The 25,145-nt window shown below is 38.3% G+C and carries 24 protein-coding genes; 22 read left to right on the forward strand and 2 right to left on the reverse strand.

Features of this window, described 5'->3' with window-relative positions:
* Window positions 1–90 precede the first annotated feature (90 nt).
* From JW886_RS05190 to JW886_RS05255, 14 genes are all read left to right on the forward strand, one after another.
* A complete protein-coding gene (locus JW886_RS05190) occupies window positions 91–513 on the forward strand; it encodes a methylated-DNA--[protein]-cysteine S-methyltransferase (protein ID WP_205871468.1) in 423 nt (140 codons plus the stop codon).
* Between the two features lie 79 nt (window positions 514–592).
* A complete protein-coding gene (gene lspA, locus JW886_RS05195; protein WP_205871469.1) occupies window positions 593–1,048 on the forward strand; it encodes a signal peptidase II in 456 nt (151 codons plus the stop codon).
* Window positions 1,049–1,122: 74 nt separating this feature from the next.
* A complete protein-coding gene (locus JW886_RS05200) occupies window positions 1,123–2,031 on the forward strand; it encodes an RluA family pseudouridine synthase (RefSeq protein WP_200406763.1) in 909 nt (302 codons plus the stop codon).
* Window positions 2,032–2,191: 160 nt separating this feature from the next.
* Window positions 2,192–2,635, forward strand: a complete 444-nt coding sequence (locus JW886_RS05205; protein ID WP_075524617.1) for a divergent PAP2 family protein — start codon at window positions 2,192–2,194, stop codon at window positions 2,633–2,635.
* Window positions 2,636–2,807: 172 nt separating this feature from the next.
* Window positions 2,808–4,445, forward strand: coding sequence for a glycosyltransferase family 39 protein (locus JW886_RS05210; protein WP_205871470.1), 1,638 nt, complete (start codon window positions 2,808–2,810; stop codon window positions 4,443–4,445).
* Entirely contained in the window at window positions 4,442–5,398 is a 957-nt protein-coding gene (locus tag JW886_RS05215) for a glycosyltransferase (RefSeq protein WP_205871471.1), read from the forward strand. Before JW886_RS05210 ends, JW886_RS05215 begins: the two co-directional genes overlap by 4 nt.
* 191 nt (window positions 5,399–5,589) lie before the next feature.
* On the forward strand, window positions 5,590–6,270 hold the full coding sequence (locus tag JW886_RS05220) for a response regulator transcription factor (protein WP_200406766.1): 681 nt from the start codon (window positions 5,590–5,592) through the stop codon (window positions 6,268–6,270).
* 36 nt (window positions 6,271–6,306) lie between these two features.
* The gene (locus tag JW886_RS05225; protein WP_205871472.1) at window positions 6,307–6,921 is read left to right on the forward strand and encodes a DUF2127 domain-containing protein; all 615 of its coding nucleotides are present in this window, start codon (window positions 6,307–6,309) and stop codon (window positions 6,919–6,921) included.
* A gap of 3 nt (window positions 6,922–6,924) precedes the next feature.
* Window positions 6,925–8,262 (forward strand): sensor histidine kinase, encoded by a 1,338-nt coding sequence (locus tag JW886_RS05230; RefSeq protein WP_205871473.1) that lies wholly within the window; start codon window positions 6,925–6,927, stop codon window positions 8,260–8,262.
* 5 nt (window positions 8,263–8,267) lie between these two features.
* Entirely contained in the window at window positions 8,268–8,906 is a 639-nt protein-coding gene (locus JW886_RS05235; RefSeq protein WP_205871474.1) for a phosphatase PAP2 family protein, read from the forward strand.
* 197 nt (window positions 8,907–9,103) lie between these two features.
* Complete coding sequence (glmS, locus tag JW886_RS05240; RefSeq protein WP_205871475.1) at window positions 9,104–10,921, forward strand: glutamine--fructose-6-phosphate transaminase (isomerizing); 1,818 nt, start codon at window positions 9,104–9,106, stop codon at window positions 10,919–10,921.
* Between the two features lie 86 nt (window positions 10,922–11,007).
* Complete coding sequence (radC, locus tag JW886_RS05245) at window positions 11,008–11,679, forward strand: RadC family protein (protein ID WP_205871476.1); 672 nt, start codon at window positions 11,008–11,010, stop codon at window positions 11,677–11,679.
* 134 nt (window positions 11,680–11,813) lie between these two features.
* Window positions 11,814–12,176, forward strand: coding sequence for a TIGR02328 family protein (locus tag JW886_RS05250; RefSeq protein ID WP_205871477.1), 363 nt, complete (start codon window positions 11,814–11,816; stop codon window positions 12,174–12,176).
* A 227-nt stretch (window positions 12,177–12,403) separates the two neighbouring features.
* Complete coding sequence (locus JW886_RS05255) at window positions 12,404–13,138, forward strand: alpha/beta hydrolase (protein ID WP_205871478.1); 735 nt, start codon at window positions 12,404–12,406, stop codon at window positions 13,136–13,138.
* A gap of 181 nt (window positions 13,139–13,319) precedes the next feature.
* Here JW886_RS05255 and gdhA read toward each other — a convergent pair whose 3' ends face one another.
* Window positions 13,320–14,651 (reverse strand): NADP-specific glutamate dehydrogenase, encoded by a 1,332-nt coding sequence (gdhA, locus tag JW886_RS05260; RefSeq protein WP_075524627.1) that lies wholly within the window; start codon window positions 14,649–14,651, stop codon window positions 13,320–13,322.
* A gap of 186 nt (window positions 14,652–14,837) precedes the next feature.
* On the opposite strand from gdhA, the gene JW886_RS05265 reads away from it, so the two are divergent.
* The 3 genes from JW886_RS05265 to JW886_RS09860 all read left to right on the forward strand — a co-directional run bounded on the left by JW886_RS05265 (window position 14,838) and on the right by JW886_RS09860 (window position 18,756).
* Complete coding sequence (locus tag JW886_RS05265; protein WP_205871479.1) at window positions 14,838–16,778, forward strand: cation:proton antiporter; 1,941 nt, start codon at window positions 14,838–14,840, stop codon at window positions 16,776–16,778.
* Window positions 16,779–17,074: 296 nt separating this feature from the next.
* The gene (locus JW886_RS05270; protein ID WP_205871480.1) at window positions 17,075–17,974 is read left to right on the forward strand and encodes a CHAP domain-containing protein; all 900 of its coding nucleotides are present in this window, start codon (window positions 17,075–17,077) and stop codon (window positions 17,972–17,974) included.
* 134 nt (window positions 17,975–18,108) lie between these two features.
* Window positions 18,109–18,756 carry a hypothetical protein gene (locus tag JW886_RS09860; RefSeq protein ID WP_241003736.1) on the forward strand — a complete coding sequence of 216 codons (648 nt, stop codon included), beginning with the start codon at window positions 18,109–18,111 and terminating at the stop codon, window positions 18,754–18,756.
* Between the two features lie 54 nt (window positions 18,757–18,810).
* Here JW886_RS09860 and JW886_RS05280 read toward each other — a convergent pair whose 3' ends face one another.
* On the reverse strand, window positions 18,811–19,467 hold the full coding sequence (locus JW886_RS05280) for a redox-sensing transcriptional repressor Rex (RefSeq protein ID WP_075524631.1): 657 nt from the start codon (window positions 19,465–19,467) through the stop codon (window positions 18,811–18,813).
* Window positions 19,468–19,689: 222 nt separating this feature from the next.
* Between JW886_RS05280 and JW886_RS05285 the strand changes: the two genes are divergently transcribed.
* The 5 genes from JW886_RS05285 to JW886_RS05305 all read left to right on the forward strand — a co-directional run bounded on the left by JW886_RS05285 (window position 19,690) and on the right by JW886_RS05305 (window position 25,141).
* Window positions 19,690–20,082, forward strand: coding sequence for a Spx/MgsR family RNA polymerase-binding regulatory protein (locus JW886_RS05285; protein ID WP_075524632.1), 393 nt, complete (start codon window positions 19,690–19,692; stop codon window positions 20,080–20,082).
* Window positions 20,083–20,252: 170 nt separating this feature from the next.
* Entirely contained in the window at window positions 20,253–22,160 is a 1,908-nt protein-coding gene (locus JW886_RS05290) for an ABC-F family ATP-binding cassette domain-containing protein (RefSeq protein ID WP_205871481.1), read from the forward strand.
* A 266-nt stretch (window positions 22,161–22,426) separates the two neighbouring features.
* Window positions 22,427–23,056, forward strand: coding sequence for an orotate phosphoribosyltransferase (pyrE, locus tag JW886_RS05295; RefSeq protein WP_205871482.1), 630 nt, complete (start codon window positions 22,427–22,429; stop codon window positions 23,054–23,056).
* 70 nt (window positions 23,057–23,126) lie between these two features.
* Complete coding sequence (locus JW886_RS05300) at window positions 23,127–24,398, forward strand: dihydroorotase (RefSeq protein WP_205871483.1); 1,272 nt, start codon at window positions 23,127–23,129, stop codon at window positions 24,396–24,398.
* Window positions 24,399–24,481: 83 nt separating this feature from the next.
* The gene (locus tag JW886_RS05305) at window positions 24,482–25,141 is read left to right on the forward strand and encodes a DnaD domain-containing protein (RefSeq protein WP_205871484.1); all 660 of its coding nucleotides are present in this window, start codon (window positions 24,482–24,484) and stop codon (window positions 25,139–25,141) included.
* Window positions 25,142–25,145 lie beyond the last annotated feature (4 nt).

Raw genomic sequence — 25,145 nt, forward strand, 5'->3', positions numbered from 1 at the left:
GTCTTTAAGATGAGGCTATTTTTTATGGTCTTATTCTCGCTATCCTGTTATAATTAAGAACAGAAGACACATCTCTCAAAAAGGAGCGACATGCAAACAGCATTTAAGTTATCTGTTGAGCGTGCAGCCAATGGAAAAATTGTCCACGTCTATTTTGATGAAACACATGAACCCATGGCCTATGAGGTGCTGATAGGCTTATCAGAGCAAGATTACGAGCTGATTAGTGGGACGCCCTTTCAACAAAAAGTTTGGTTAGAGCTGCGCCGTATTCCATCAGGACAAACAATCACTTATCAAGAAATGGCACAACGAGTAGGTGCCCCAGGCGCACAACAAGCTGTGGGGCAAGCCTTAGCCCGTAACCCTCTACCTGTTATTTTACCTTGTCATCGGGTCACAAAAAAAGATGGTACGTTGGGAGGATTTATGGGAAAAGCCAATCGACAAGATATCAAAACAGCCATATTGGCTTACGAAAAAAGCACTGCTGGTCAGGCAGATTTGACGTGAGTTCCTATCATTAAAGTTTCGCGTCCACTGTTAAAGTGCGCTACTGACAGATTGGTCAGTAAATGCTATAATTAAACTTATGAAAAAAATACTGTCACTCCTGATCATTGCCGCTGGGATTGCTTTTGACCAGCTTTTTAAAAATTGGATTGTTACTCACCTTGCGCTAGGAGAGGTGAAAGATTTTTTACCTGGTTTTATGAGTCTGACTTATTTGCGAAACGATGGGGCTGCTTGGTCATCATTTGCGGGTCAACAATGGTTTTTTCTCGTGCTTACTCCGGTCGTTTTAGTCATTGCGGCTTGGTTTTTATGGCGTAAAATTCAACAGAATTGGTATTTTATTGGGCTGACATTGATTATTTCAGGAGCTTTAGGAAATTTCATTGATCGAGTCCGACAAGGCTTTGTGGTTGATATGTTTCAGACCGACTTTATGAATTTTCCAATTTTTAATATTGCGGATACGCTCTTGTCGATAGGATTTATATTACTTTTTATTGCCATTTTAACGGATAAAAGCGACCGCCTCTAGTAGACAAGATAAAAAAGCTTGCTGACCAGCTGGTCAGTAAAAAATGAGTGACTTAACAACAAGGAAAGAAAAATTTGAATAAATTTATTATTAAAGAAGAAAATAATCAGCTTCGCTTGGACAAAGCTCTAGCCAATCAAACAGAGCTTTCTCGGAGTTTATTGACTGAGCTCATTCGTGATGGCAAAGTGCTGGTCAACGGCGAAGTTAAAAAAGCCAAGTATAAAGTAAAAACGGGCGATCGCATCGATGTGGAAATTCCTAAAGATGAAGTGCTTGATATTGTTGCTGAAGACTTGCCCTTAGAGATTGTTTATGAGGATCTTCAAGTTGCGGTGGTAAACAAACCTCAAGGAATGGTGGTTCATCCAGCAGCAGGACATGCTTCAGGGACTTTGGTCAATGCGCTCATGTACCATATTAAAGATTTATCAAGCATCAATGGCGTTATTCGCCCTGGCATTGTGCACCGAATCGATAAAGATACAAGCGGTTTGTTAATGGTAGCTAAAAATGATAAAGCTCATGAAAGTTTGGCAGCTCAGCTTAAAGATAAATCCAGTAAACGGCGTTATTTAGCCATTGTTCATGGCGAAATTCCGAATGATAAGGGCACAATTGAAGCACCTATTGGACGAAATCCTAAAGAGCGTAAAAAACAAGCGGTTGTATCTGGTGGGAAACCCGCGATTACCCATTTTGAAGTTTTGGAGCGTTTCTTAGGTTATACTCTGGTGGCGTTACGGCTTGAAACAGGGAGAACGCATCAAATTCGGGTGCATATGAATTATATTGGTCATCCTGTTGCGGGCGATCCTTTATATGGACCGAATAAGACCCTTACACCCAACCATGGCCAGTTTTTACACGCTGAGACTTTAGGATTTGAACATCCAACGACAGGAGAATTTATGGAATTTCAAGCAGAAGTACCAGAAATTTTTGCTGAGCAGCTCAAAAAACTCCGTGGACAAGTAGAATAAGGAAACTTATTCTTTTTTTATTAAAATAATGCGCATCCTTTTTGAAATCTGCTATAATAAAAGAAAGACTTCCAGTAACTTTTTGTAATCTTTCAGGAAGTCGCTATATGAATGCACACAGGTGTTTTTATACCTCTTTTATGAGGAAAGGAGGTCAAATATGTCCTTTTTTGAACAAGTGATGCAAAATCGCATCTTACTGACGGCTTTGGTCAGCTGGGCACTAGCCCAACTGATTAAAATTTTGATTGAGTTAATTCGTACTCACCAGCTCAACTGGCGCCTTGTTTTTGCGACAGGAGGCATGCCAAGTTCGCATAGCTCACTTGTCGTGGCCTTAGCTACTGCTGTAGGTTTGACGCAAGGCTTTGGCTCTCCGCTATTTGCTGTGGCGGTGGTCCTTGCTTTTGTCGTCATGTATGATGCTCAAGGGATACGCCGGCAGGCAGGTAATCAAGCTCGGATCATCAATAAAATGCTTCAGAATGTTGAAAATGCCGGGATCAAAGTTGACAAAAATCTTAAAGAGCTCCTCGGTCATACGCCGATTCAAGTATTAGGGGGAACGCTGCTAGGGATTATTGTCGCGCTCCTTATGAACTAAACACACGCTTTCACTGACCGGCTGGTCAGTGATTTTTTGTGCTCATAAATCCCCAAAAGCGTGCTTAGCCTTTTTTAGACACTCTGAATATTTTGTGTTTTTATGATAAAATCTCAGCGATTTAGCAAGGCTATCACGAGAAGTTCGTAAGAAGCTGTGGTAAAATAGTACTATGGAATTTATGAAATTTAAAGGCTACAAACGCACTGTTTTTTATGCGCTTGTAGCGGGGATTTTTATCCTTATTAATGGAATTGCACTGGTTATTACACCAAAGTGGCATCCAGATCATGTCGTTGCTCTCCTGCTTGGAAATCTACTTCTGATTGGTGCCCTTTTTTATTTTGTTTACGTTTACAGGCTAGCATGCAGACTAAAACAACCGATCCCTGCCCTAGAAAATGCAGCGAAATCTGACCTTGCGGTCAATCAGCCTTTTGGTCTGACGGAGATGCAAGTTCAGGTAGGTTACCGCAAAACCTTTGTTTTACTGCTGGTTTTGTCCTTCGTCTTGCCTTTTTTCTTTATGATTCACGTGCCGGATAGTCCGCATGCGTGGGATTATTTTGTCATATTTAACTCGACGACGGCTTTACAGGGACATTCGTTTGAAAATCTACCCATGACTCCTGATCGTTTGGGCTACTTTTTACGCTATCCGAATAATCAATTTTTGGGAATTCTTTTTAACAAGTTATTTGCTTCCTTTGCAGGAAATATTCAACTCAAAATGTGGATCGTGACTGCCGTATCTGCATTGCTTACTACAGTTGGTACCCTCGCAGGAAGTCTAGTCGTGAAGAGTTTGAGTGGTAAAAGACCAGCGATGCTCTATAACGTCATGGCCATGGGCTTTATTCCCTTTTATCTTTACGGGGCACAACTTTACAGTGATACAGTAACTTTACCTTTTGTGAGCTTAAGTCTTCTTTTCTTTTGTTACGCCCTAAAAGCAGTGTCCCAAACACAACGGTATCTTTGGTTAGCAGTAGGAACTTTATTTGCAGTAGTTGGTTTCCAATTTAAGCCAACGGTTTTAATTGTCTTACTTGCTGTATTAGGCTATCTTTTGTTGAATAAAAAATGGTCTTCCTTACTTGTATTGTTCTGCTTTTTAGTGGTTGGTTTTGTAGGAACCCACCAACTTGTGAAAACGACTGTGGCAAATGAACCCGCTTTTTCAAAGGCAGCAAATGATCGCTATAATCTTCCGATGTCGCACTGGCTTGCGATGTCTTGGTCGCCTGAAAACAAAACGGGTGGATTCAACAAAAAAATACGTCTGTATTCAGAATCTTTCCCTAACTATGCGGCAAAGGATAAAGCGGATAAGGCTTTACTACGCGATAATTTTAAAACCATGGGCTTTGGAGGTGTCGTTCGCCAAATCGGAAGAAAACTGAGTTATACGTGGCCTTTTGGGGACCTCAATGCCGCTTTCTATACTTATCGGCATGAAAATCCTTTGGTTAAGCGTTACTTTGACTATATTGATCGTGGGACCAAACCACAAGGTAATATCACGGGGTGGTTCATGCTCAAAGCGGTTCAGACCATTTACTGGGTTTTCTTAGTGATTTTATTGTGGCGCGAAATTTGGTGGCTACTGAGTAAGAAAAAGAATTGGGCAAACTTATGGTTTATCCCTGCGCTTGCTTTCTTTGGTCTGAGTGTATTCCTTATTTTATGGGAAACCAATTCACGTTATCTTTATCATTTTGCCCCATTAATGATTGCCCTCGCCGCTCAAAATTTAACTCGTTTATTAGATAACAAACTATTGAAAACTAAAGGAGAAGAAGGAAGATGACTACAATCCTCTATATGGTTGTACCTTGTTACAATGAAGAACAAGTGCTTGATGAAACTTCGCATCGCCTCAAAAGCAAATATGAAGCTTTGATTGCAGAGCAAAAAATCAGCACAAAGAGTCGGATTGTGTATGTAAATGACGGTTCGAAAGATAAAACATGGGAGAAAATCCAAGAAAAACATCAGGAAAATCAAATGTTTAGTGGAATAAATCTCTCACGTAATCGCGGACATCAAAATGCGCTTTTAGCCGGTTTAATGACTGTTCGTGCTCTAGCGGATTGTGTGATTTCTATGGATGCAGATTTACAGGATGATATTGACGCAATTGATAAGATGCTTGAGGCTTTCGAAACAGGGTCTGATGTCGTCTATGGGGTGCGAGATAATCGAGAAACCGATACTGTATTCAAGCGGCGTACCGCAGGAGCCTTTTATAAATTAATGGAAGGGCTCGGAAGTCAGAGCATCCCCAATCATGCAGATTTTCGGTTAATGAGCCAACGGGCGCTTGATGGCCTTGCCCAATTTCCTGAGCAAAACCTCTTTTTACGCGGTATGGTGCCTTTGATTGGTTATCCTTCATCGATTGTCTATTACAAGCGAGGAGAACGTTTTGCTGGGGAGAGTAAGTATCCTCTTAAAAAAATGGTGAGCTTTGCAGTAGATGGGATTACCTCTACCTCCGCCGCGCCGATGCGCTTGATTTTTTGGACAGGCTTGGTTTGCTTTTTAGGGGCATTGATCTGGGCAATCTATATCATTATTAACCACTTTATGTATGGTCCTGATGTTGCAGGGTGGGCTTCTTTGATGGTCGTTATCATTGGTTTTGGCGGTGCGATTTTGCTTGCTCTTGGTGTGATCGGGGAGTATATTGGGAAAATCTTTTTGGAAGTCAAACAACGACCTCGTTATCTGGTGGAAGAGTTTCTCAATGACGAAGTATGATAAAAGAATTACTTATGGCGCTGTCAGCTACTGACGGTGCTTTTTTAAAGTGAAATTCTGCAGCTTTTTTTAATTTCTGATAAAATATCAGTATTCCTTCATCAGAAAAGAATGGTTTTGTGGTTAGAAAAAGGCTAGAATTGAGAGAGACATCAGTTAGAGCACAGAATTTAGAAAGAGTAGGACATAAAATGAAGCGGCACGTTTTGGTGGTAGAAGATGAGCAAAGCATCTCAGACTATGTCAAAAAAGAGTTGATGTTTGAAGATTATGAGGTAACCACAGCTGCTGACGGTCAAAGCGCTCTAGACATCTTTGAAACTGCAAAACCTGCTGTCGATGTTGTTTTATTGGACTGGATGATCCCCAAACTAGATGGGCTGACCGTGCTTCGAAGGATGAAAAAACAGCAAGCTCAAATTCCCATTATTTTCCTTACTGCCCGAGATTACGTAGGAGATAAAGTAGCAGGTTTGGATGCGGGAGCTGATGATTATATGACAAAACCTTTTGAAATTGAAGAACTTTTGGCACGCTTACGCTTGATTTTTAGAAAGCAGCAACTTAGCCAGCCTAGGTATTGCAGCGGTGATTTAGTAGTGGATGTGAGCGCGCATACGACAGAACTGGCTGGTAAAAGTATTAATTTGACACAACGCGAATTTGCTTTGTTAAGTTATTTTTTAGAACATCGTGGTAAAGTGGTAAAGCGAGCAGACATCTTAGATGATGTCTGGGGAATGGACTTTGATGGTCAAGAAAATACGGTAGATGCGTATGTTCGGTATTTACGGACGAAAATTGATTGGCCTGGGCAGCCTTCAAGGATTGAAACCATCCGTGGCGTTGGCTATCGTTTTAATGATCACTGATGAACATTAAAACACATTAGGAAAAGAGGTAAAGCCATGAAAAATGTAAAAACAAAAGACGAATTGCTGGATGTCAGTTTTAACACCATGCTTATTTTTAAAAGCCTTTTTGCCTTAGGCGAAACTCTGGCGGGCTTAGTCTTGATCTTTATTCCGTTAGACCTGATAAAAGCTGCTATTCACCATGTAGCAGCCGTACTTCCTCTGACGAGCCTGTCAGTACTTGTGACTGAGGCAGGCCAACGCTTAACAAGTGATGCAACGCTATTTGCAATCGTCTATCTTTTATTACATGGTGTTCTAAAGTTGGGTACCCTTGCCCTCTTATGGAAAAAAATCCTATGGTCCTATCCTTTATCGGTCGCTTTACTGGTCGGTTTCATTATTTATCAACTCTTTGAATTTTCACAAAGAGGCGCGTTGTCAATGTTGGTGTTGTGTGGGGTCGATGTGCTTATGATTGCTTTAACCCTGCTGGAATATCGCAAACTGAAAAAGCGCTTGGCAAAGCCAAAGCACACTCTTCTTGCATCTATTGACAGAAAAAAAATCTTAAGTGAACTCCATAGTCAAACACGCCCAGCGGGCATGCTAGTGCTCAATTTTGCCCTTTTGCTCAGTATTTTTTTTAGCCTACAATATTTTCTTTAATCAATGAAAAAAAGTTTAAAAAGTACGTCGCAAACGAGTGCCCAAATTATTACCAAGACTTTCGTTCGTCTGTTTTTCATGTTTGTGTTACTCATGGGGATTATCGTATCCGGCGTGGTTGCGCTCACCAGTTTACAGATTCGAGAATCTGAGGGCGCATCACTTCTTGCTTCTGTACAGGAAGCAGCGGAGAATGGCAATATCAATTGGAAAGAGTTTCGGTTAGAAAACCATGACGAAAAAGGACATGCAGAGACTTTTTACCGCGTGACACGTCCCTCAGGTGTGCAGGACAAAAGTCATGGAACAGCTGCCTTTTTAAAGGAGCGCCGACAATGGGGGAATTTCAGCTTTTCCGGGGATGATATTTTTTGGTATACCTCTTCAGTCGCTTCTAAGTCAGGAATTAAAGTTGAACTCTGGTTAAACATTAACCTTGTTATTAAGGCGATGATGCGAGCCGTTTTATTGATTGGTTTGGTCGTCATTCTTTTATTTTTTATTGCGCGTTTAATGATACGTAAAGCTTCTGATGCAATTAGTAAACCGTTAGTTGATTTGACCCAAGTAGCTAATCAGGCTGAAATTAAAGAGTTTCCAGTCGTTGAAACCCCTAAGGAAGTAGCACAGTTAAGTCAAAGCTTCAATCATCTTTTGCAACGTCTCAATCGGAAAATAAAAAAAGAACAACAGTTTGTTTCTGATGCCTCGCATGAATTGCGCACACCAGTGGCAGCTATTCGCGGTCATGTGACACTACTCAAGCGCAGATGGCATGATCATCCTGAAATCGTTGATGATTCACTCGCTTATATCGATGAAGAGTCTATGCGAATGAAGCACCTCATAGAAGAATTATTGGACCTCTCTCGTGAAAGCCAACTTCCTTCTCAAAAAACGTCCTTTAAGCTCACCGAATTTACTGACAGACTGGTCAGTGAAATCCAACCTGCTTTTGCTCAAAAAATAACTGTCGAAGCGTCATCAGAAGTCATGGTCAATACAGATCAGACGGCGCTTCATCATATTTTACTTAGTCTTTTGGAAAATGCTGGAAAGTATTCGCCAAAAGAAAGTGCCATAAAGGTGTTGATCACCACGCATCAGCAAGAAATCGACCTGTCAGTAGCTGACGAAGGCAGTGGCATTGCTGACAGTGAAAAAGAAAACATTTTTGAGCGTTTTTATCGGATTGACAAATCACGCTCAAGTCGTATTCCAGGGACAGGACTTGGCCTAGCGATTGCCAGGCAGTATGCTACAAGAATTTCTGCTGAACTTTTTGTTTCAGATAACTTACCGAAAGGATCTATTTTTCATCTCGTCTTCAAACGAGATTAACGATTATGAATAAGAAACGATATTATTTTTTAGGTACAATGAGTACCGTGCTCTTTATTGTACTAGCTCTACTTATCCAAAGCCAAGGGTTGAAAGGTCCAGTGCTCTTCGATCATCCGCTCCAAGAGTGGGCCTATTCTGTTCAACAACATCAAGGACTGACTACCTTTTTCTCACATCTTACCAATATGTTTGGTGACACAGGTGGGCTGATTACCGCTGGTCTTGTTGCACTCCTACTCTATTTTGTGGTGAAAGAAAGAGTCGGGGCAATTTGGTTTTCAGGTTTAATTGTCTTTAGCTTTGTCTTGAATAGTTTAGTCAAACATCTCATTGGACGCGCTCGGCCATCCATCCATCGTTTAGCTGCCTTTGCCAATGAACCAGGGCAGAGTTTTCCAAGTGGTCATTCTATTTTTGCAACGGTATTTTTTGGAAGTTTGTTCTTTATTTTTCTTTATCGAATGAAAAAGAAATCAACAAAAATAACCTGCGGCTTGCTCTGTCTGGTGATGATTGGCCTCATCATGTTTTCACGTATTCTTGCAGGAGTACACTATCCGACAGATACCTTGGCAGGCTTTTTAGAGGGGCTTATGCTTTTAATGTTTACTTACCCTTATTTCCAAAGCCGTTTTCGCTGAAATATTACTACTCTGTGAAGGAGTAGTATTTTTTTACTCGAAAAATAAATTATACCAATAGATAATAAAATACTAAAAAGTTTATAATACAAATCCTTGACAAAGCTTAATAACTGTATTATAATGCTCTTTGTAAATAAAAAACAGAAACAGAATTAACTATACCAATTTTTGGTGAGGTTAAAAGGAGTTAAATTATGTGTGGTATTGTCGGTGTTGTAGGTAATAAAAATGCAACAGATATCCTGATGCAAGGTCTTGAAAAATTAGAATATCGTGGTTATGATTCAGCAGGGATATTTGTAAATGGCGCTCATAGTGAACCTAGTCTTATCAAAGCTGTTGGACGTATCGCTGATCTCCGTGCAAAAATCGGGATTGATGTGGCAGGGACGATGGGAATCGGGCACACACGCTGGGCGACCCACGGTAAACCTACCGTTGATAATGCACATCCCCATACCTCAGCTTCAGGCCGGTTTGTTCTTGTGCACAATGGCGTGATTGAAAACTTCGTTGAACTTAAAGCTCAATATTTAGCTGACGATACTTTCAAAGGACAAACAGATACTGAGATTGCTGTTCACCTCATTGCGAAATTCGCTGAAGAAGAAGGGTTAGATACCCTTAAAGCATTTCAAAAAGCCTTGAATTTGATTAAAGGGTCTTATGCCTTTGCACTCGTAGATGCCTATGACCCAGAAGTCATTTATGTAGCTAAAAATAAATCTCCTTTGTTGATCGGCCTTGGGGAAAACTATAATATGGTATGTTCTGATGCAATGGCAATGATCCGTGAAACTTCAGAATTTATGGAAATTCATGACCAAGAACTGGTTATATTAACTAAAGAAAACGTGCAAGTTTTAGATTATCAAGGAAATGAAGTAGCGCGTGATTCTTACACTGCTGAACTTGACTTATCAGATATTGGCAAAGGGACTTATCCATTTTACATGCTTAAAGAAATTGATGAACAGCCTGCTGTCATGCGTAAGCTTATTGCAACTTACACTAATGAAGATGGTTCAATGAAAGTAGATGACAAGATTGTCAAAGAAATTCAAGCCGCAGACCGTATTTACATTATTGCTGCCGGAACTTCATACAATGCTGGTTTTGGGGCAAAAATGATGCTTGAAGCACTGACTAACACTCCAGTCGAGCTTGGCGTAGCTTCAGAATGGGGCTATGATATGCCACTTTTGAGCAAACGTCCGTTCTTTATTTTTCTCTCTCAATCAGGTGAAACAGCGGATAGCCGGCAAGTCTTAGTTAAAGCTAATGAGCTTGGTCTTCCAAGCCTTACAATCACGAACGTCCCTGGATCTACCTTATCTCGTGAAGCAAGCTATACTATGCTCATCGGAGCAGGTCCAGAAATCGCCGTTGCATCAACAAAAGCTTATACCGGCCAAATTGCAACTTTAGCTTTCTTAGCTAAAGCAGTGGGTGAAGCAGATGGAGAGCCAAAAGCCGCAGCATTTGATTTGGTTAAAGAATTATCATTAGTTGCTCAGTCAATCGAATCGACCTTATCAGAAAAAGATGAAATTTCAGACGTCGTTGCAAAACTTTTGCCAAATACCCGCAATGCCTTCTACATTGGTCGTAAGCAAGATTATTTTGTAGCTATGGAAGCCTCCTTAAAACTTAAAGAAATTTCATATATTCAATGTGAAGGTTTTGCCGCGGGTGAGTTGAAACATGGAACGATTTCTTTGATTGAAAAAGGAACCCCTGTGATTGCCTTGATTTCTAACAACAAAGAAGTCGCATCTCACACAAGAGGAAACGTCATGGAGACTGTCGCACGTGGAGCCTCAGCCATCACTATTGTTGAAGAAGGAGTCGCTCGTGCGGATGATACAATCGTTGTTAACCAAGTACATCCTTACTTATCAGCGATTTCAATGGTTATTCCTACCCAATTAATTGCTTACTTTGCATCTATGCAACGTGGGCTCGATGTAGATAAACCGCGTAACTTAGCCAAAGCAGTAACAGTTGAATAGTAAACCTCCCCTTCATTTATAGTGAAGGGTTTTTTTATTGACGAAGCGGTCAGTGACAAACTTATAATCTTTTCGTATAGAAAGATATGTACGAAGTTAAAGAAAATCCATATCCTATGCGCCCACGCGAGCGACTCATCTTACTTGGTGAACAACAGCTTTCAGACATCGAACTTCTTGCTATTCTTTTGAGAACAGGCACAAAAAAAGAATCCGCCTTGGAGCTTTCAGCGCACCTTCTTAGACATTTTGAAACGTTAAGTAATCTTAGGAGAGCTTCGCTATCTGAACTTTGCGAACTCTCTGGTATTGGACAAGTGAAAGCCACTGAGATGCGTGCGATGATTGAGCTTGGCAAACGAATTCAACTTGCTAAAAATCAAAGAGAGGGACAAGTTTTAGGTTCTCAAGAATTTGGACAAAGAATAGCACAAGAGATGCTAAACTTAGAACAAGAGCATCTGATAGCAACTTATCTTGATGGACAAAATCAAATTATTGAAAAGCGAACAATTTTTATTGGCGCAGTTAATCATGCTCCAGCCAATCCAAGAGAAATTCTGTATCATGCCATTAAAAATTTGGCTGTAGGTTTACTTGTGATTCATAACCATCCCTCAGGAAAAGTAAAACCTAGTCAAGCGGATAAGTTATTTACCGATAAGATAATGTCTTCCTGTGAAAACTTAGGGATAAACTTTGTTGATCATATTATTGTGGGAGCTGGCCAATATTATAGTTTTCGTGAACATTGCTGAAATTCTCTCCTAGTAGCACAAGTTGTGTCTATAACAGCTTGAGTCATTTATTTTTTAAAGAATGCCATTTTTGATACAATAGTTAAAGAAAAAGACTTTAAAAATAAATCAGATAGAACCTAAAAAGGAAAATAATGAGACTTTGGCATGAAAATTTGATTAAAAAACTACCAAGACAACAACTTCTAGGGCAACATCGCGAGTGCTGTGCATTAAGAGGTAAAGGCTGGGGCAAACCTCACGCAACGGTAAATTATGTTTTTCAATATTCCCCTTATAAGCTTTATCAGTATCATCAACACGTTATAGAAGAGATGTTGAACAGAGGCTATCAGCCTGATTTGATTTGGACTAATCCTTGTTATCGCGGGCAATCGCTCCCCCCTTGCGTAAACTTAGAGGTTGTGCCACTTTCTTCACCAATTTACCCAGAACATGATCAACGATATCTTAACGAGTGTCTAGCTAATCTCAAAGCTAAGGGAATTTACTTATAAATTTTTCGTTTGCATAGTCGGGCACATTGGTTTGAAATTGTTAATGCTTATGCTACAATAAAAGTATCTATACCAATCCTTTACAATCCTTTACGTATAGACACGCCCTTTAGGGCGTATTTTTGTTTCATTGCGCGTAAAGCGATACGGATAATTTTGCTAAGTAGCTGTGTTACAATGAAAGTAGTACAATTTCTTAATAATTAATATGAAAAATGGAGGATAAAATGAAAAAGAAGTCTCGGTTGAAACGATGGCTAATTGCCTTTGGGGTTATTTTGCTCGCCTTAATTTTGGGGCTCTTTGTTTACGTCCAATTCAATACCTATTACCCTTCACAGCAAGCTGTATCAAAAAGTAAAAAAGCCGAAGAACGTGGTGATACTCTTATTTTTAAAGGTCAACCTGAAAATCCAAGTATGATTTTTTACCAAGGTGCTTTTGTAGATAATAGAAGTTATAGTGTTTGGGCGAGTGAGGTGGCGAAAGCAGGTTATACTGTTTATCTTTTGAAAACGCCACTTAATCTGGCAATAGTTAATCCAAACAAGGCTTCATCTGTTATTGATCGTGAACATTTAAAAAGTTATGTAGTGGGTGGACATTCGTTAGGTGGAGTCATGGCAAGTCGTTTTGCTGAAAAAAATAAACAACAAACTGCTTTAGAAGGGGTATTCTTTCTTGCGAGTTATCCAGATAAAAAAGGGAGTTTAAAAGGTTATCAAGGAGCTGTTCTATCATTAGTCGGCACACAAGATGGTGTCTTGAATTGGTCAACTTATAATAGATCAAAAGCTTATTTACCGAAACAAACAAGTTATCAAACCATCCACGGAGGAAATCATGCAGGGTTTGGAAGCTATGGAAAACAAAAAGGGGATAATAAGGCAAATATTAGCAATTACCAACAACAAAAGGAAGTAGCTACCCTACTTGTACAATGGTTGGAGGATATAGATTAAACACCCAAAGGACCTTTATGAGGTCTTTTTTTATAAAAAAACCACTAGTTATAAAACTAGCGGAATGTATAGAATAGAATATGTTGGCGAGTATTTGCGTATAAAGACCAACATATATGTTAATCATATCACATACTTTAATGCTAAGCAAATAAAAAATGCAATCTTTAAATAACACAAATTATATTCCTTGTGCAATCATTGCTTCGATGACTTTTTCAAAGGCAGCAACATTTGCTCCGAATACATAGTTATCATATTGTTTAAAGCGAGCTGCTGATTCAGAAATTTTTGAGAAAATATCTTCCATGATTTCTTGTAATGCTTTGTCTACCTTTTCAAAAGACCAACTCATACGCTCAGCATTTTGAGACATTTCCAATGCAGAAACAGCTACTCCACCAGCATTTGCAGCTTTGCCTGGAGCAAAAAGAACCTCATTTTTTTGAAGATAGTGTGTGGCCTCTAATGTCGTTGGCATGTTTGCACCTTCGGCAACTGCCTTGACTCCATTTGAGACGAGCTGTTTCGCATCGACTAAAGTAAGTTCATTTTGTGTAGCACAAGGTAAAGCAACCTCACAAGGAATACTCCATATATCCTTACCCTCTTTATAAAGGGCTTCAGGGTGGGTTATTACATATTCAGCAATTCGACCACGTTCAATCTCTTTTATATTTTTAACAGTTTGTAGGTCAAGACCATTATCATCACGGATATAACCTGTCGAATCAGACATTGCTATTACTTTGGCTCCTAGTTGTTGTGCCTTCTCTGCTGCATAGATTGCGACATTTCCTGAGCCAGAAATCACGATTCTCTGATTTTCAAGCGATAAACCATGGGTTTTCAACATCGCATTTGTTAGATAAAGGAGGCCATACCCAGTAGCTTCAGTTCGTGCTAATGAGCCGCCAAACGTCAGCCCTTTTCCAGTTAAGATACTTTGATGACTACTGGTGAGACGTTTATATTGTCCAAAAAGATAGCCGATTTCGCGGGCACCCACACCAATGTCACCAGCAGGGACGTCAATATCAGGACCAATATATTTGTAGAGTTCACTCATAAAGGCTTTGCAAAAACTGAGAATTTCTCGATCTGATTTACCTTTTGGATCGAAATCAGACCCTCCTTTGGCTCCCCCAATAGGAAGTCCGGTGAGTGCATTTTTAAAAATTTGTTCAAATCCTAAAAATTTAATGATACCAATATTAACATTATCTCGTAATCGTAATCCCCCTTTGTAAGGACCAAGTACATTATTAAATTGGACTCTATATCCTGTGTTTACCTGCACTTGCCCATCATCATCAAGCCACTGAACTCGAAATTTTATTTGTCGATCTGGCTCGGTAAGGCGTTCAAGTATAGCCTCCCTTTTATAATAATTCTCATTTTTTTCAATAAGAGGATGCAGTGAATCGAGAACCTCGTCTACAGCCTGTAGAAATTCAGTTTCATTCTTATTGTTATTTTTAATTTTTTTCTTAACTTCAGTGACATAGGACATAGCTAATCCCCTTTCTTTATGAAAAACTTATTATATTATAACATTTTTTAGTAAAATAAAGAACATTACAAATTGTCTGTAAAATAGTTTGAGAGCACTTCAAAATAAGTCATATCTTCTAACCCTTTCACAGAAACTTTGGAATATGTTATACTAAAGTGATTCGTATAAGGAAGGTGGCCGAGGATGTCAGCAACACATTTTATGGCGGTGATGCTTATTGGAGTGATCGTCGCTAATATACTAAAAGAGTATTTTTCAAAAATTTCTGAGACTTTTATTCTTATCGGGGTAGGTCTCCTAATCAGTTTTCTGCCTGGCTTCAGACATTTTGAATTAGAGCCAGATTTTTTTATGATGATGATCATAGCTCCTTTAATGTTTTTTGAGGGCAGTAAGATTTCACTTAAGTCGGTGCGTAAAAATATAAAAGGGATATTTTTTCTATCCATTACTTTAGCAATCATCACTGTTTTACTGGTAGCCTTTCTGACAAGTCATATAATGAACAGTTGGATTTTTGCACTAGCTATTTGTTTTGCGGCCATTGTCACGCCAACGGATTCTGCTGCTGTAAAATCAATTATTGCGGGTAAACAAATGCCTGTTGGGGTTAATGAGGCAGTTGAATTTGAGTCTCTTTTTAATGATGCAACAGGTCTTGTTTTACTGAGTCTAGGTCTATCTGTGTTAGAAAGTGGTCATTTCAATCTTTGGCAAGGGATTGGGCAATTTGCCTTTGTTGCAATTGGTGGGATTGTTATTGGTTTGATTGCGGGTAGTATTCTTATACGAATAAGAATGGGGATAAATTTACGTGCAACACGTCCAGAAGCTACTATCATTCCTATTTCGCTACTTACCCCCTTTTTTATTTATCTCTTAGCCGAACATCTTGGAACTTCTGGTATTTTAGCTGTTGTAGCTGCTGGGCTGGTTCATAATTTTGAAGCAGATGTACTAAAACTAACTTCCACGAATGTACAGTTGACCAATCAAACCATCTGGGAAATAATCAGTGACATGTTAAATAACTTCGTATTTATTTTGTTAGGTGTTAGCCTAGTGGGAATAGCGGAGATTCTGTGGAACCTAGGGCTTATGCGGGCTTTGACTTTATTCTTGGTTAGTGTTCTTGTTTACCTTTTGATGCTCTTTATTCGGAAATTTTGGACATATAAAAGAGGAGTGCAAGCTTTAGATCATTTCTTTAGTGATGATCGCGATGTACGAAGTAAAGAAACGACAGTCTTTGCTTTATCGGGAGCTCATGGTACAGTAACCCTTGCGATGGCCTTCTCTTTGCCAATAAATTCCGCCATTATAAGTACTCAGAATCGTGAATTGATGATTACGATGGCAGCTATAGTTATTGTGTTAAGCCTTGTTGTTCCAACCCTCATATTACCTCGTCTGTTGCCGGCTGCTCGTTCACAAAACCATTCCAATATTAATGATATGCGAGAAGCAATGGTTGACTTTGCGATTATTAATATGTCTCAAAAGGATATGACGCCTCAAATACGTAATAGTTTAATCAAACAGTTGCAATCTCAAAAAGGACTACAAATTCCTGATCATAAAAAAAGTCAAGTATTGATGGACCAAATTATTCAGGAACAAACAGACTTCTTAAAAAGTGATGAGGTTACAGCACATTTTTCTGCTCGTGCCATAGAGTATTTTAGTGAATACTTTATTGGCAGAAAGCGAAGTCCACTCTTTCGCTTTAAAAAAAGGAAAAAAAGAACTTATGAAACTGAAAATGTAGACTACAACGAATTAGTACTATTAAGAGATGACTTAATGGGCCTAGAAAAAAATCTCTATGAACACAGTATGCAAACGCTAGAAGAACTTGAAAAAACAAGATTGGCGCAAAAGGAAATGGAATTTAGTGACATAGAAGAAGTAAAGCGGATTTTGGAGAGTCGGCATCATCGGACACGAAATGAAATTCAAGAAGATGCTCAAATACCAGAAGAGTTCCTTATTGAAGCTTTTCAATTGGAATATCAATTTATTATTGAGAAAGTAAACGACGGCTCTATCTCAAAAGAGCTAAGTAATAAATTATTCAAAGAAATAAATAATGCTCAAGTATTACAGTTACAAAGAGAAAACTAAATATTAAAAACCAGTTCATAGAAAGCTGGTTTTTTTCTTTAATGGGAAATGAATTGCATGCTACAAAGGACACTTCTTAATACCATCGCACAACTTTTTATTAATGATGGATGAAAATCTATTTTTAACATTAATATGAAATCATTTGAAAAAATATTTTAAATATAGAGGATGATTTATATGGTAAAATAAATTTCTAAACTATTTTGAGGGTTAAAGTAACCTAATATTGATGTTGAAGTACTTTAACCTTATGCTATTGTTGGTTGAAAATTTTAAGAAGGAGAGCGTGTTAGATGCAAAAAAAAAGACTGTGGGGGAGTGCTTTATTACTCATAGCATTCGTTTTAACAAGTAAACATGTCTCAGCAAGTGAGAAAGAAGTAGTCTATCGTTTGTACAATCCTAATAGTGGGGAGCATTTTTATACAACTAGTTTTTATGAACAAAACACTCTGAAAAATGTAGGTTGGCGCGACGAAGGAGTTGGTTGGCAAGCTGCAACAAAGGGAACACCTGTCTACCGAGTATATAATCCCAATGTTAAGGGAGGGAATCATTACTATACTATGAGTAATTATGAGGCTAAGAGTTTAATCAAAGCTGGTTGGCGATGGGATAACAATGCCAAACCTGTTTTCTATTCGGGGGGGAGCGTCAACTTATATGTTGCTTATAATCCGAATGCACAGTCAGGTAGTCACAACTATACCACAAATGTTTATGAACAAAATAACCTCCTTAAAAATGGTTGGAAATATGGTGCAATTGCTTGGAAAACGATGCCTTCTGATCCGCTTCCTACACTACCGCAAGGCTGGTCTATTGATCGCGCAATAAATACCAATAATTACTCCACACAAAGTTATGCATATAAACAATGCACATGGTGGGTCTATAATCGTGCCAAGGAATTTGGTATTAACTATGGATTATATATGGGCAATGGAAAAGACTGGCAGAACCAACCGGGTTACACGGTAACTAGCACACCACAACTTCATAGTGCAGTAAGTTTTAAAGCGGGGCAGCTGGGGGCAGATGCTAGTTATGGACATGTAGCTTTTGTGGAACAGATACATTCTGATGGGTCTATCCTCATCTCTCAGTCTGGAACAGGTTATAAAACATTATATGACTACCAAGTCCTAAGTAAAAAAGAAGCTGGACAATTAAAATATATTATTGGAAAATGATTTGTTCAGATTTTGACAAATAAGGTATTCTTTTTCTTTCTAATGTAAAAAATTGATAGTGAACAATTAAAATAAATTTGACTTTATCAATTTTTAATGTTAACTTCAAAGGGTATTATTAGGAGAATTATATTATGAAAAAAAAGATACTTTTGTCGGTAACATTTCTGGGTATAATTACACTTAGTGCTTGCTCAAGTACAAAAAATAGTGATGAAAAAACTCAAAAACATTCTGTAACCAGTTCATCAACTCAAAAATCTCTTTCTCGTTCAAAAAGCACATCAAGTTCTAGAAATAATGCTACGGCAGGTAGTCAAACTGAGAAGAGCAGTACAGGAAATATCTCCAAAAGTAGTACTTTTCCTTTATCAGGATATAGCTCTGAACAAATTGAATACGCACGAGTGACGGAAACATTGCTAAATTATTATAAGATCCAGCATCGACCAGTTTCTATTGAAGTCACTAAAAACGGCACCAACCACCCCGTTTTTCCTTTTTCAGGTTCTGTAGTTGTACCTCGTGATACGGTAACATTATCCTTTAGTTATGATCATACGATGGCTGGAACTAGTACTGTAACCTATAGTTCAAATCATAATGGTACGATTAATTTTTATAAAGATCCCAATCATTACCAGGACGTGAGGTACCTTCAAGATCCGGTTTGGGTTAAACAAGAGTCACAAAAATTATTGGATAGTACGCAATTGATTGAAATTCCTACCTCATTTGATAAGCAAGCTTCCCAAATTATATCTGAGATAGTGATTAAATAATAAGGTAAGCTATAAAATAGCATCAAAAAAAAACAGCTAGATTTAGCTGTTTTCTTATTCATTTTTTTCATTATTTCCCATAAAGAAAAGGAGGGTTTGGAGCTCTTTAGTTAAATCGATAGATTGAACAACAACGTCTGATGGAACGTGAAGACGAATTGGTGCAAAGTTTAAGATTCCTTTGATTCCTGCTTTGATTAAGTCATCGACAACTTCTTGAGCATTTTCTTTTCGAACGGAGAGAATGGCAGTTTTTATTTCAGATTTTTTGACATTTTTTTCTAGATCAGAAATATTATAAATGGGAATTCCATCGTCGGTTTGTGTTCCGACTAAAGGATTCCCAGCAATATCGTAAGCTTGAGTGATTCTCATTTTATTCCGTTCTTGGAAGTGGTAGTGGAGAAGGGCTCGACCAAGGTTACCGACACCAATTAAAGCAATGGGCGTTTCCTGATCTTGTCCGAGTAGTTCGCCGAAAAAATCGCGTAGAGTTTGAGTTTCATAGCCGTAACCCCGACGGCCCAGTTCCCCAAAAAGAGAAAAATCACGTCGAATTGTTGCAGCATCGACGCCGATTTTTTCGGAAATCAGTTGTGAATTAGTACGAGAAATATTTTCGTCAACTAAGCTTTTGAAGAGACGGTAGTATTGGGGCAAACGCTTTGCAGTTGCTTTGGGTAAGTTCTTACTTACTTTATTTTCGTTCATGTTGATACCTCGAATTTATAATTACTTTATTTATTTTATAATATGTTTTGTGATTATTTTACCAAAAGTTTGTGAAAAACTCAACTAAATTGTTTTTTTCAATTTTTTTCAGAAGTTTAGATGTAAAACTAAATATAATTTTAAAGAAATCTCATAAAACGCTTTCTTTAATTTGTCTTTCATGTTAGAATAGAAATATGAAAAAAAGATGAGGAGAAAATTATGATTAAAGTTTATCTCAGTGGTTCCTGTTCGTCCTGCAGAAAAGCTAGAAAATGGCTTCGAAAACGTCAACTAGAATTTATGGAAATAAATTTGTCTTCTACAGTTATGAGTAAAGAAGACTTGATCAAAATCTTATCTTTAACAGAGAATGGCTTGGAAGATATTATTGCTGTACGCGGAAAAACCTATCTAAATTTGGAACAAGAGTTTGAAAGTTTGAGCTTAGAAGAAGCTATCCGATTAATACAGAAAAATCCTCGCCTTTTGAAACGTCCACTTATCTTTGATGATAATCGTTTGTTAGTGGGTTTCAATGAGGAAGGGATTCGTGCCTTTGTACCAACGGAAGTTCGTAAGGTGGAGTTGAAACAACGTTTAATTTTAGCATAATTTTTAAAGAAAAGTGTTCAACTCGCTCAGTGAACACTTTTCTCTTTTCTTAAAAACTACAAAAAGACTTTGTTAAATGTTATAATCAGTTCATATGCTTTCTTTGGAGCAGTTATAATATACCTGCTTTGAAGAAACTTCGATCAGTTATAAAAAGGAAGATACAAACAATGATACTATTGCAAGGAAATGGAATTGCACGGACTTTCGGCGGTGACACCTTATTTGAAAATATCAATTTTAGCCTCCAGGATCACTCCAGAATTGCTTTAGTTGGGCGAAATGGAGCTGGTAAGTCAACTTTACTTAAAATCATCGCTGGAGTTGAAGAGGCCAGTCGTGGAACGATTTCCAAAACAAAAGATTTAAGTATGAATTACTTAGCTCAAGATACCGGGTTGAATTCCTCACGGACAATATTTGCCGAAATGCTTTCTGTTTTTGATTTGCTTCGCCAGATGGAGAAGCAATTGCGTCAGATGGAATTGCAAATGGGAGAACTTGCTGGGGAGGAATTGACAGCTTTGATGAAACGTTACGATGCTTTATCAGAAGAATTTCGGATGAAAAATGGATTTACTTATGAATCTGAAATTAAGTCTGTCTTAAATGGGTTTCGTTTTGATGAAGCAATGTGGGAAAGAGAAATTTCAAGTTTATCAGGGGGGCAAAAAACACGTTTGGCTCTTGCTAAGATGTTGCTTGAAAGACCACAACTTTTGATTTTGGATGAACCAACTAACCACTTGGACATTGAAACTTTAGCTTGGCTTGAAAATTACCTTAAAAATTATGAAGGAAGTTTATTGATTGTCAGTCATGACCGCTACTTTTTGGATAAAGTAGTTAATGAGGTCTTGGAGTTGTCGCGAGGAGAATTGACTCGTTTTTCTGGAAACTACTCGCGCTATGTTGAACAAAGAGAGCAAAAATTACTCACTGAGCTCAAAAATTTTGAAAAACAACAAAAAGAAATTGCTAAATTAGAGGATTATGTTGCCAAAAATTTAGTTCGTGCTTCGACGACTAAAATGGCACAATCACGTCGTAAAAAGTTGGAGAAAATGGAGCGTTTAGACGCACCGACAAGTGATGATAAATCGGCTAATGTCACTTTTACTCCTGAAAAAACGTCTGGAAATGTTGTTTTGACCGTTTCAGAAGCAACGGTGGGTTATGAAGATAATCGTCTCTCTGGACCGATTAACATTGACGAGCGTAAAGGTGAGTCCCTTGCCATTGTTGGGCCAAATGGAGTAGGTAAAACAACATTGATTAAGTCAATTGTGGGACAAATTCCATTTTTAGCAGGTCAAGCAAAATTGGGTGCCAATGTTACTTTGGGCTATTATGACCAAGAACAAGGGAGATTAACTGCTTCAAATACTGTTTTAGACGAATTATGGAATGAGCATCGCTTACTTAATGAAGTTGAAATTCGCAATTTGCTTGGAGCCTTTCTTTTTAGTGGAGATGATGTAAAGAAAACGGTTGGGATGCTTTCGGGTGGTGAAAAAGCCCGTCTTTTACTTGCTAAATTAGCAATGGATCACGATAACTTTTTAGTTTTAGATGAACCAACCAATCACTTGGATATTGATTCACGTGAGGTCTTGGAGAATGCTTTGATTGATTTTCCAGGAACAATCTTGTTTGTTTCTCATGACCGCTATTTCATCAATAGAGTAGCTACCAAAGTTTTAGAAATTGCTCCCGAAGGAAGTACAGAATTTTTGGGAGATTATGATTATTATGTCGAGAAAAAAGAAGAAGTACAAGCTGAGAGTAATTCTTCAGAAAATGGGGAGCCGATAGAAAGTTTAGCTCAACAAGATTTTACAGCTCAGAAAGAAGCTCAAAAGAATCGACGTAAAGTAGAGCGCGAAATCAAGGCTTGTGAAGAGAAACTAGCCGATTTGGAAGCAAAAATTGCAGCTCTATTATTGGAAATGCAAGAAAATACCGCTGATTTTGTTAAATTAGGAGAATTACAAGCTGAAATTGACCGCTTTAATGATGAAAAAGATGAGATAGAAATGACTCTTTTGGAAGCGATGGAAGAATTGGAAAATTTGTAAGTGTTGTGAAGAGAATTTAGTGGAAATAATATAAAAAGACTTGCAAATCTGGCTCAAGTTTGTTAAACTAATAAACAATATAACTTTTAAACTAGTCCAGAGAGGCTAGCAAGGTTGAAATCAGGAAAAATTAATTCTCATTATTACTGACAGGATTTTCTGTCAGTAAAAGTGAATTTCTTTTGATACTTTTTACACTTGCTAGGATTCTTGGCAAGTGTTTTTTATTGCTGACCATTCTGTCAGTAAATTGAGAAGGAGAAATCATGTCAATATCAAAAGCCATTGCTGCAGATTTATTGGAAATTAAAGCGGTCAGTCTCTCACCAAGTCAACCTTTTACTTGGGCTTCAGGAATTAAGTCGCCAATATATACTGATAATCGGGTGACCTTAGCTTATCCGGAAGTAAGAAACCAAATCGAAGGGGCTTTTGCTGAATTGATTAAAGCGGAATTTCCAGAAGTTGAAGTCATTGCAGGAACTGCTACAGCAGGAATTCCTCATGGTGCAATTATTTCTGACTATCTTAAATTACCATTTGCTTATATTCGTAGTAAACCAAAAGACCATGGAGCAGGTAATCAAGTTGAGGGACGTGTGGCCAAAGGCCAAAAAATGGTTGTGGTTGAAGATTTGATTTCTACTGGTGGTTCTGTTTTAGAAGCTGTTGCAGCCGCTGAACGTGAAGGTGCTGATGTTCTTGGTGTGGTTGCAATTTTCACTTATGAATTAGAAAAAGCGAACAGAAAATTTGCTGATGCTGGTGTTAAATTAGCCACTTTGACAACTTATTCTGAATTGATTGAAATTGCTAAAGAAACGGGTTATGTGACAAAAGAAGAATTAGAATTACTTAAAAAGTTCAAAGAAAATCAAGAAACTTGGCAAGATTAATTTACTGACAGCTCTGTCAGTAGATCAACAGCTACTGATGAAAAGAAATTTTCAAAACGGAAGGTGAATAATGGCATTATTAATCAAAAACGGACGTCTCATTGATCCTAAGTCAAAACGCGATGAAGTAGTCGATGTTTTAATTGAATCAAATAAAATATCAAAAATTGCTTCAAACTTAACCGTAGAAAATGCAGAAATCATAGATGCGACAGGGTTGGTCGTAGCGCCCGGTTTAATTGATGTTCATGTTCATTTTCGTGAGCCAGGACAAACGCATAAAGAAACGATTCATAGTGGTGCTAAGGCAGCGGCTGCAGGTGGTTTTACAACTGTGGTCATGATGGCGAATACAAAACCGATTTTATCTACGCCAAAAGTGCTGACAGAAACTCTAGAAATTGCTGACCAAGAAGACATTAAGATTGAAGCGGTGGGTTCAATTACGCAAGATTTTGATGGAGAAAATTTAACAGATTTTGATGCACTCAGGGAAGCAGGAGCAATCGGCTTTTCTGATGATGGGATTCCACTGACAGATGCTGGAGTTTTACGTAAAGCGTTACAAAAAGCGAAATTAACTGACAGCCTGCTTTCAATTCATGAAGAAGATCCAAATTTGATTGGAACTTTAGGAGTGAATGATGGGGAAGTGGCACATCAATGTGGTTTCACAGGGGCACCGACTGTTTCAGAATACAGTATGATGGCGCGTGATGCCATGATTGCTTACGAAACAGGTGCTCGCTTGCACATTCAACATTTATCAGCTGGAGAATCTGTTGAAGTGGTGCGATTTGCCAAAAATTTAGGAGCAAAAATCACAGCAGAAGTGACTCCACAACATTTTTCGATTACAGAACAAATGATTTTTGAGCAAGGGACAAATGCTAAACTCAATCCACCACTGCGTAGAACGGCTGATATCGATAAAATAATTGAGGGATTAAAAGATGGAACGATTGATGTCATCGCCACAGACCATGCCCCTCATACTCATGAAGAGAAAAATGTCAGCATTGATAAGGCACCATCAGGAATGATTGGATTAGAAACTTCCTTGCAACTTGGATTGACAAACTTAGTCGCAAAAGGCCATTTGACACTCAGTGAATTACTGACAAAAATGACCGTTAATCCAGCTAAACTTTATAATTTTGATGCAGGCTATCTCGCAGAAAATGGACCGGCTGACCTCGTCATTTTTGACGCAACAACTGACATCACAGTAAGTGAAACATTCATCTCAAAAGCTTGTAATTCGCCATTTATCAATAAACAGTTGAAAGGTAAAGTCGCTTATACAATATGTGAGGGCAAAATCATTTATCAAGGAGAATAAGAAGCACTAGGTGCTTTTTTATTTTTAAGAGATCTTATCAAAGTTAAATAAGTGTAGGGCTTAAGATATGTTATAATAAGCATATGAATTATTACGATGAATACAGTGTCGGGCATCTGGTGTTACCAAGTGCACTGCTCGCTCACTTTGATAAACTTTTCCCCTCAGCTTTCGACTTTCTAGTCTGGCTTTATTTCTATGAAAATCGGGAAATTGCGCCAAGTGATATTGCCACTCAGACAGGTAAAAGTTTAAATGATGTCAACCAAGCGATTGATCGGCTCGCAAAATTTGGCACAATGAAAGTAGCTTTGTTAGAACGAGATGGGGAGATGGAAACCTTTTTTGACACACGGCCTGCTTTTCAAAAACTTGACCAACTTGTTACGACAGGAAGCTCTGAGCTTACACAACCTCAGCAAGAAGAGGGTCAGCTTAAGACTTTGGTCAGTATGTTTGAAGCTGAAATGGGCATGATTTCGCCTGTGCAAATGGAAGAGTTAAGAGCTTGGCTGTTTGAAGAACATTATGATTTTCAGCTGATTCAACAAGCACTGCGCGAAGCAGTCCTAAACCGCAAAGTTTCTCTTAACTACATTAAGGCAATCTTACGAAATTGGAAAAATGATGGAGTGACCTCTCTTCATGATGTTGAAGAAAAGCAAAGCGAACGTTACCAAAATAAAAGTAATATGACGAATGAATCTTTCTATATCCCTTTAGAAGGTCCTTGGGATAACTAAATTA

Source organism: Lactococcus taiwanensis, assembly GCF_017068355.1.
Classification (GTDB): domain Bacteria; phylum Bacillota; class Bacilli; order Lactobacillales; family Streptococcaceae; genus Lactococcus; species Lactococcus taiwanensis.

What these genes read in the sequence shown, in the direction of transcription:
- JW886_RS05190 (WP_205871468.1), top strand. Translation starts at nt 91, where the DNA reads ATGCAAACAGCATTTAAGTTATCTGTTGAGCGTGCAGCCAATGGAAAA.
- JW886_RS05280 (WP_075524631.1), bottom strand. Translation starts at nt 19,467, where the DNA reads ATGAACGAAAATAAAGTAAGTAAGAACTTACCCAAAGCAACTGCAAAG.
- glmS (WP_205871475.1), top strand. Translation starts at nt 9,104, where the DNA reads ATGTGTGGTATTGTCGGTGTTGTAGGTAATAAAAATGCAACAGATATC.
- JW886_RS05300 (WP_205871483.1), top strand. Translation starts at nt 23,127, where the DNA reads ATGGCATTATTAATCAAAAACGGACGTCTCATTGATCCTAAGTCAAAA.
- pyrE (WP_205871482.1), top strand. Translation starts at nt 22,427, where the DNA reads ATGTCAATATCAAAAGCCATTGCTGCAGATTTATTGGAAATTAAAGCG.
- gdhA (WP_075524627.1), bottom strand. Translation starts at nt 14,651, where the DNA reads ATGTCCTATGTCACTGAAGTTAAGAAAAAAATTAAAAATAACAATAAG.
- JW886_RS05305 (WP_205871484.1), top strand. Translation starts at nt 24,482, where the DNA reads ATGAATTATTACGATGAATACAGTGTCGGGCATCTGGTGTTACCAAGT.
- JW886_RS05270 (WP_205871480.1), top strand. Translation starts at nt 17,075, where the DNA reads ATGCAAAAAAAAAGACTGTGGGGGAGTGCTTTATTACTCATAGCATTC.
- JW886_RS05205 (WP_075524617.1), top strand. Translation starts at nt 2,192, where the DNA reads ATGTCCTTTTTTGAACAAGTGATGCAAAATCGCATCTTACTGACGGCT.
- JW886_RS05285 (WP_075524632.1), top strand. Translation starts at nt 19,690, where the DNA reads ATGATTAAAGTTTATCTCAGTGGTTCCTGTTCGTCCTGCAGAAAAGCT.
- lspA (WP_205871469.1), top strand. Translation starts at nt 593, where the DNA reads ATGAAAAAAATACTGTCACTCCTGATCATTGCCGCTGGGATTGCTTTT.
- JW886_RS05290 (WP_205871481.1), top strand. Translation starts at nt 20,253, where the DNA reads ATGATACTATTGCAAGGAAATGGAATTGCACGGACTTTCGGCGGTGAC.
- JW886_RS05255 (WP_205871478.1), top strand. Translation starts at nt 12,404, where the DNA reads ATGAAAAAGAAGTCTCGGTTGAAACGATGGCTAATTGCCTTTGGGGTT.
- JW886_RS05250 (WP_205871477.1), top strand. Translation starts at nt 11,814, where the DNA reads ATGAGACTTTGGCATGAAAATTTGATTAAAAAACTACCAAGACAACAA.
- JW886_RS05215 (WP_205871471.1), top strand. Translation starts at nt 4,442, where the DNA reads ATGACTACAATCCTCTATATGGTTGTACCTTGTTACAATGAAGAACAA.
- JW886_RS09860 (WP_241003736.1), top strand. Translation starts at nt 18,109, where the DNA reads ATGAAAAAAAAGATACTTTTGTCGGTAACATTTCTGGGTATAATTACA.
- JW886_RS05235 (WP_205871474.1), top strand. Translation starts at nt 8,268, where the DNA reads ATGAATAAGAAACGATATTATTTTTTAGGTACAATGAGTACCGTGCTC.
- JW886_RS05230 (WP_205871473.1), top strand. Translation starts at nt 6,925, where the DNA reads ATGAAAAAAAGTTTAAAAAGTACGTCGCAAACGAGTGCCCAAATTATT.
- JW886_RS05220 (WP_200406766.1), top strand. Translation starts at nt 5,590, where the DNA reads ATGAAGCGGCACGTTTTGGTGGTAGAAGATGAGCAAAGCATCTCAGAC.
- JW886_RS05265 (WP_205871479.1), top strand. Translation starts at nt 14,838, where the DNA reads ATGTCAGCAACACATTTTATGGCGGTGATGCTTATTGGAGTGATCGTC.
- radC (WP_205871476.1), top strand. Translation starts at nt 11,008, where the DNA reads ATGTACGAAGTTAAAGAAAATCCATATCCTATGCGCCCACGCGAGCGA.
- JW886_RS05225 (WP_205871472.1), top strand. Translation starts at nt 6,307, where the DNA reads ATGAAAAATGTAAAAACAAAAGACGAATTGCTGGATGTCAGTTTTAAC.
- JW886_RS05210 (WP_205871470.1), top strand. Translation starts at nt 2,808, where the DNA reads ATGGAATTTATGAAATTTAAAGGCTACAAACGCACTGTTTTTTATGCG.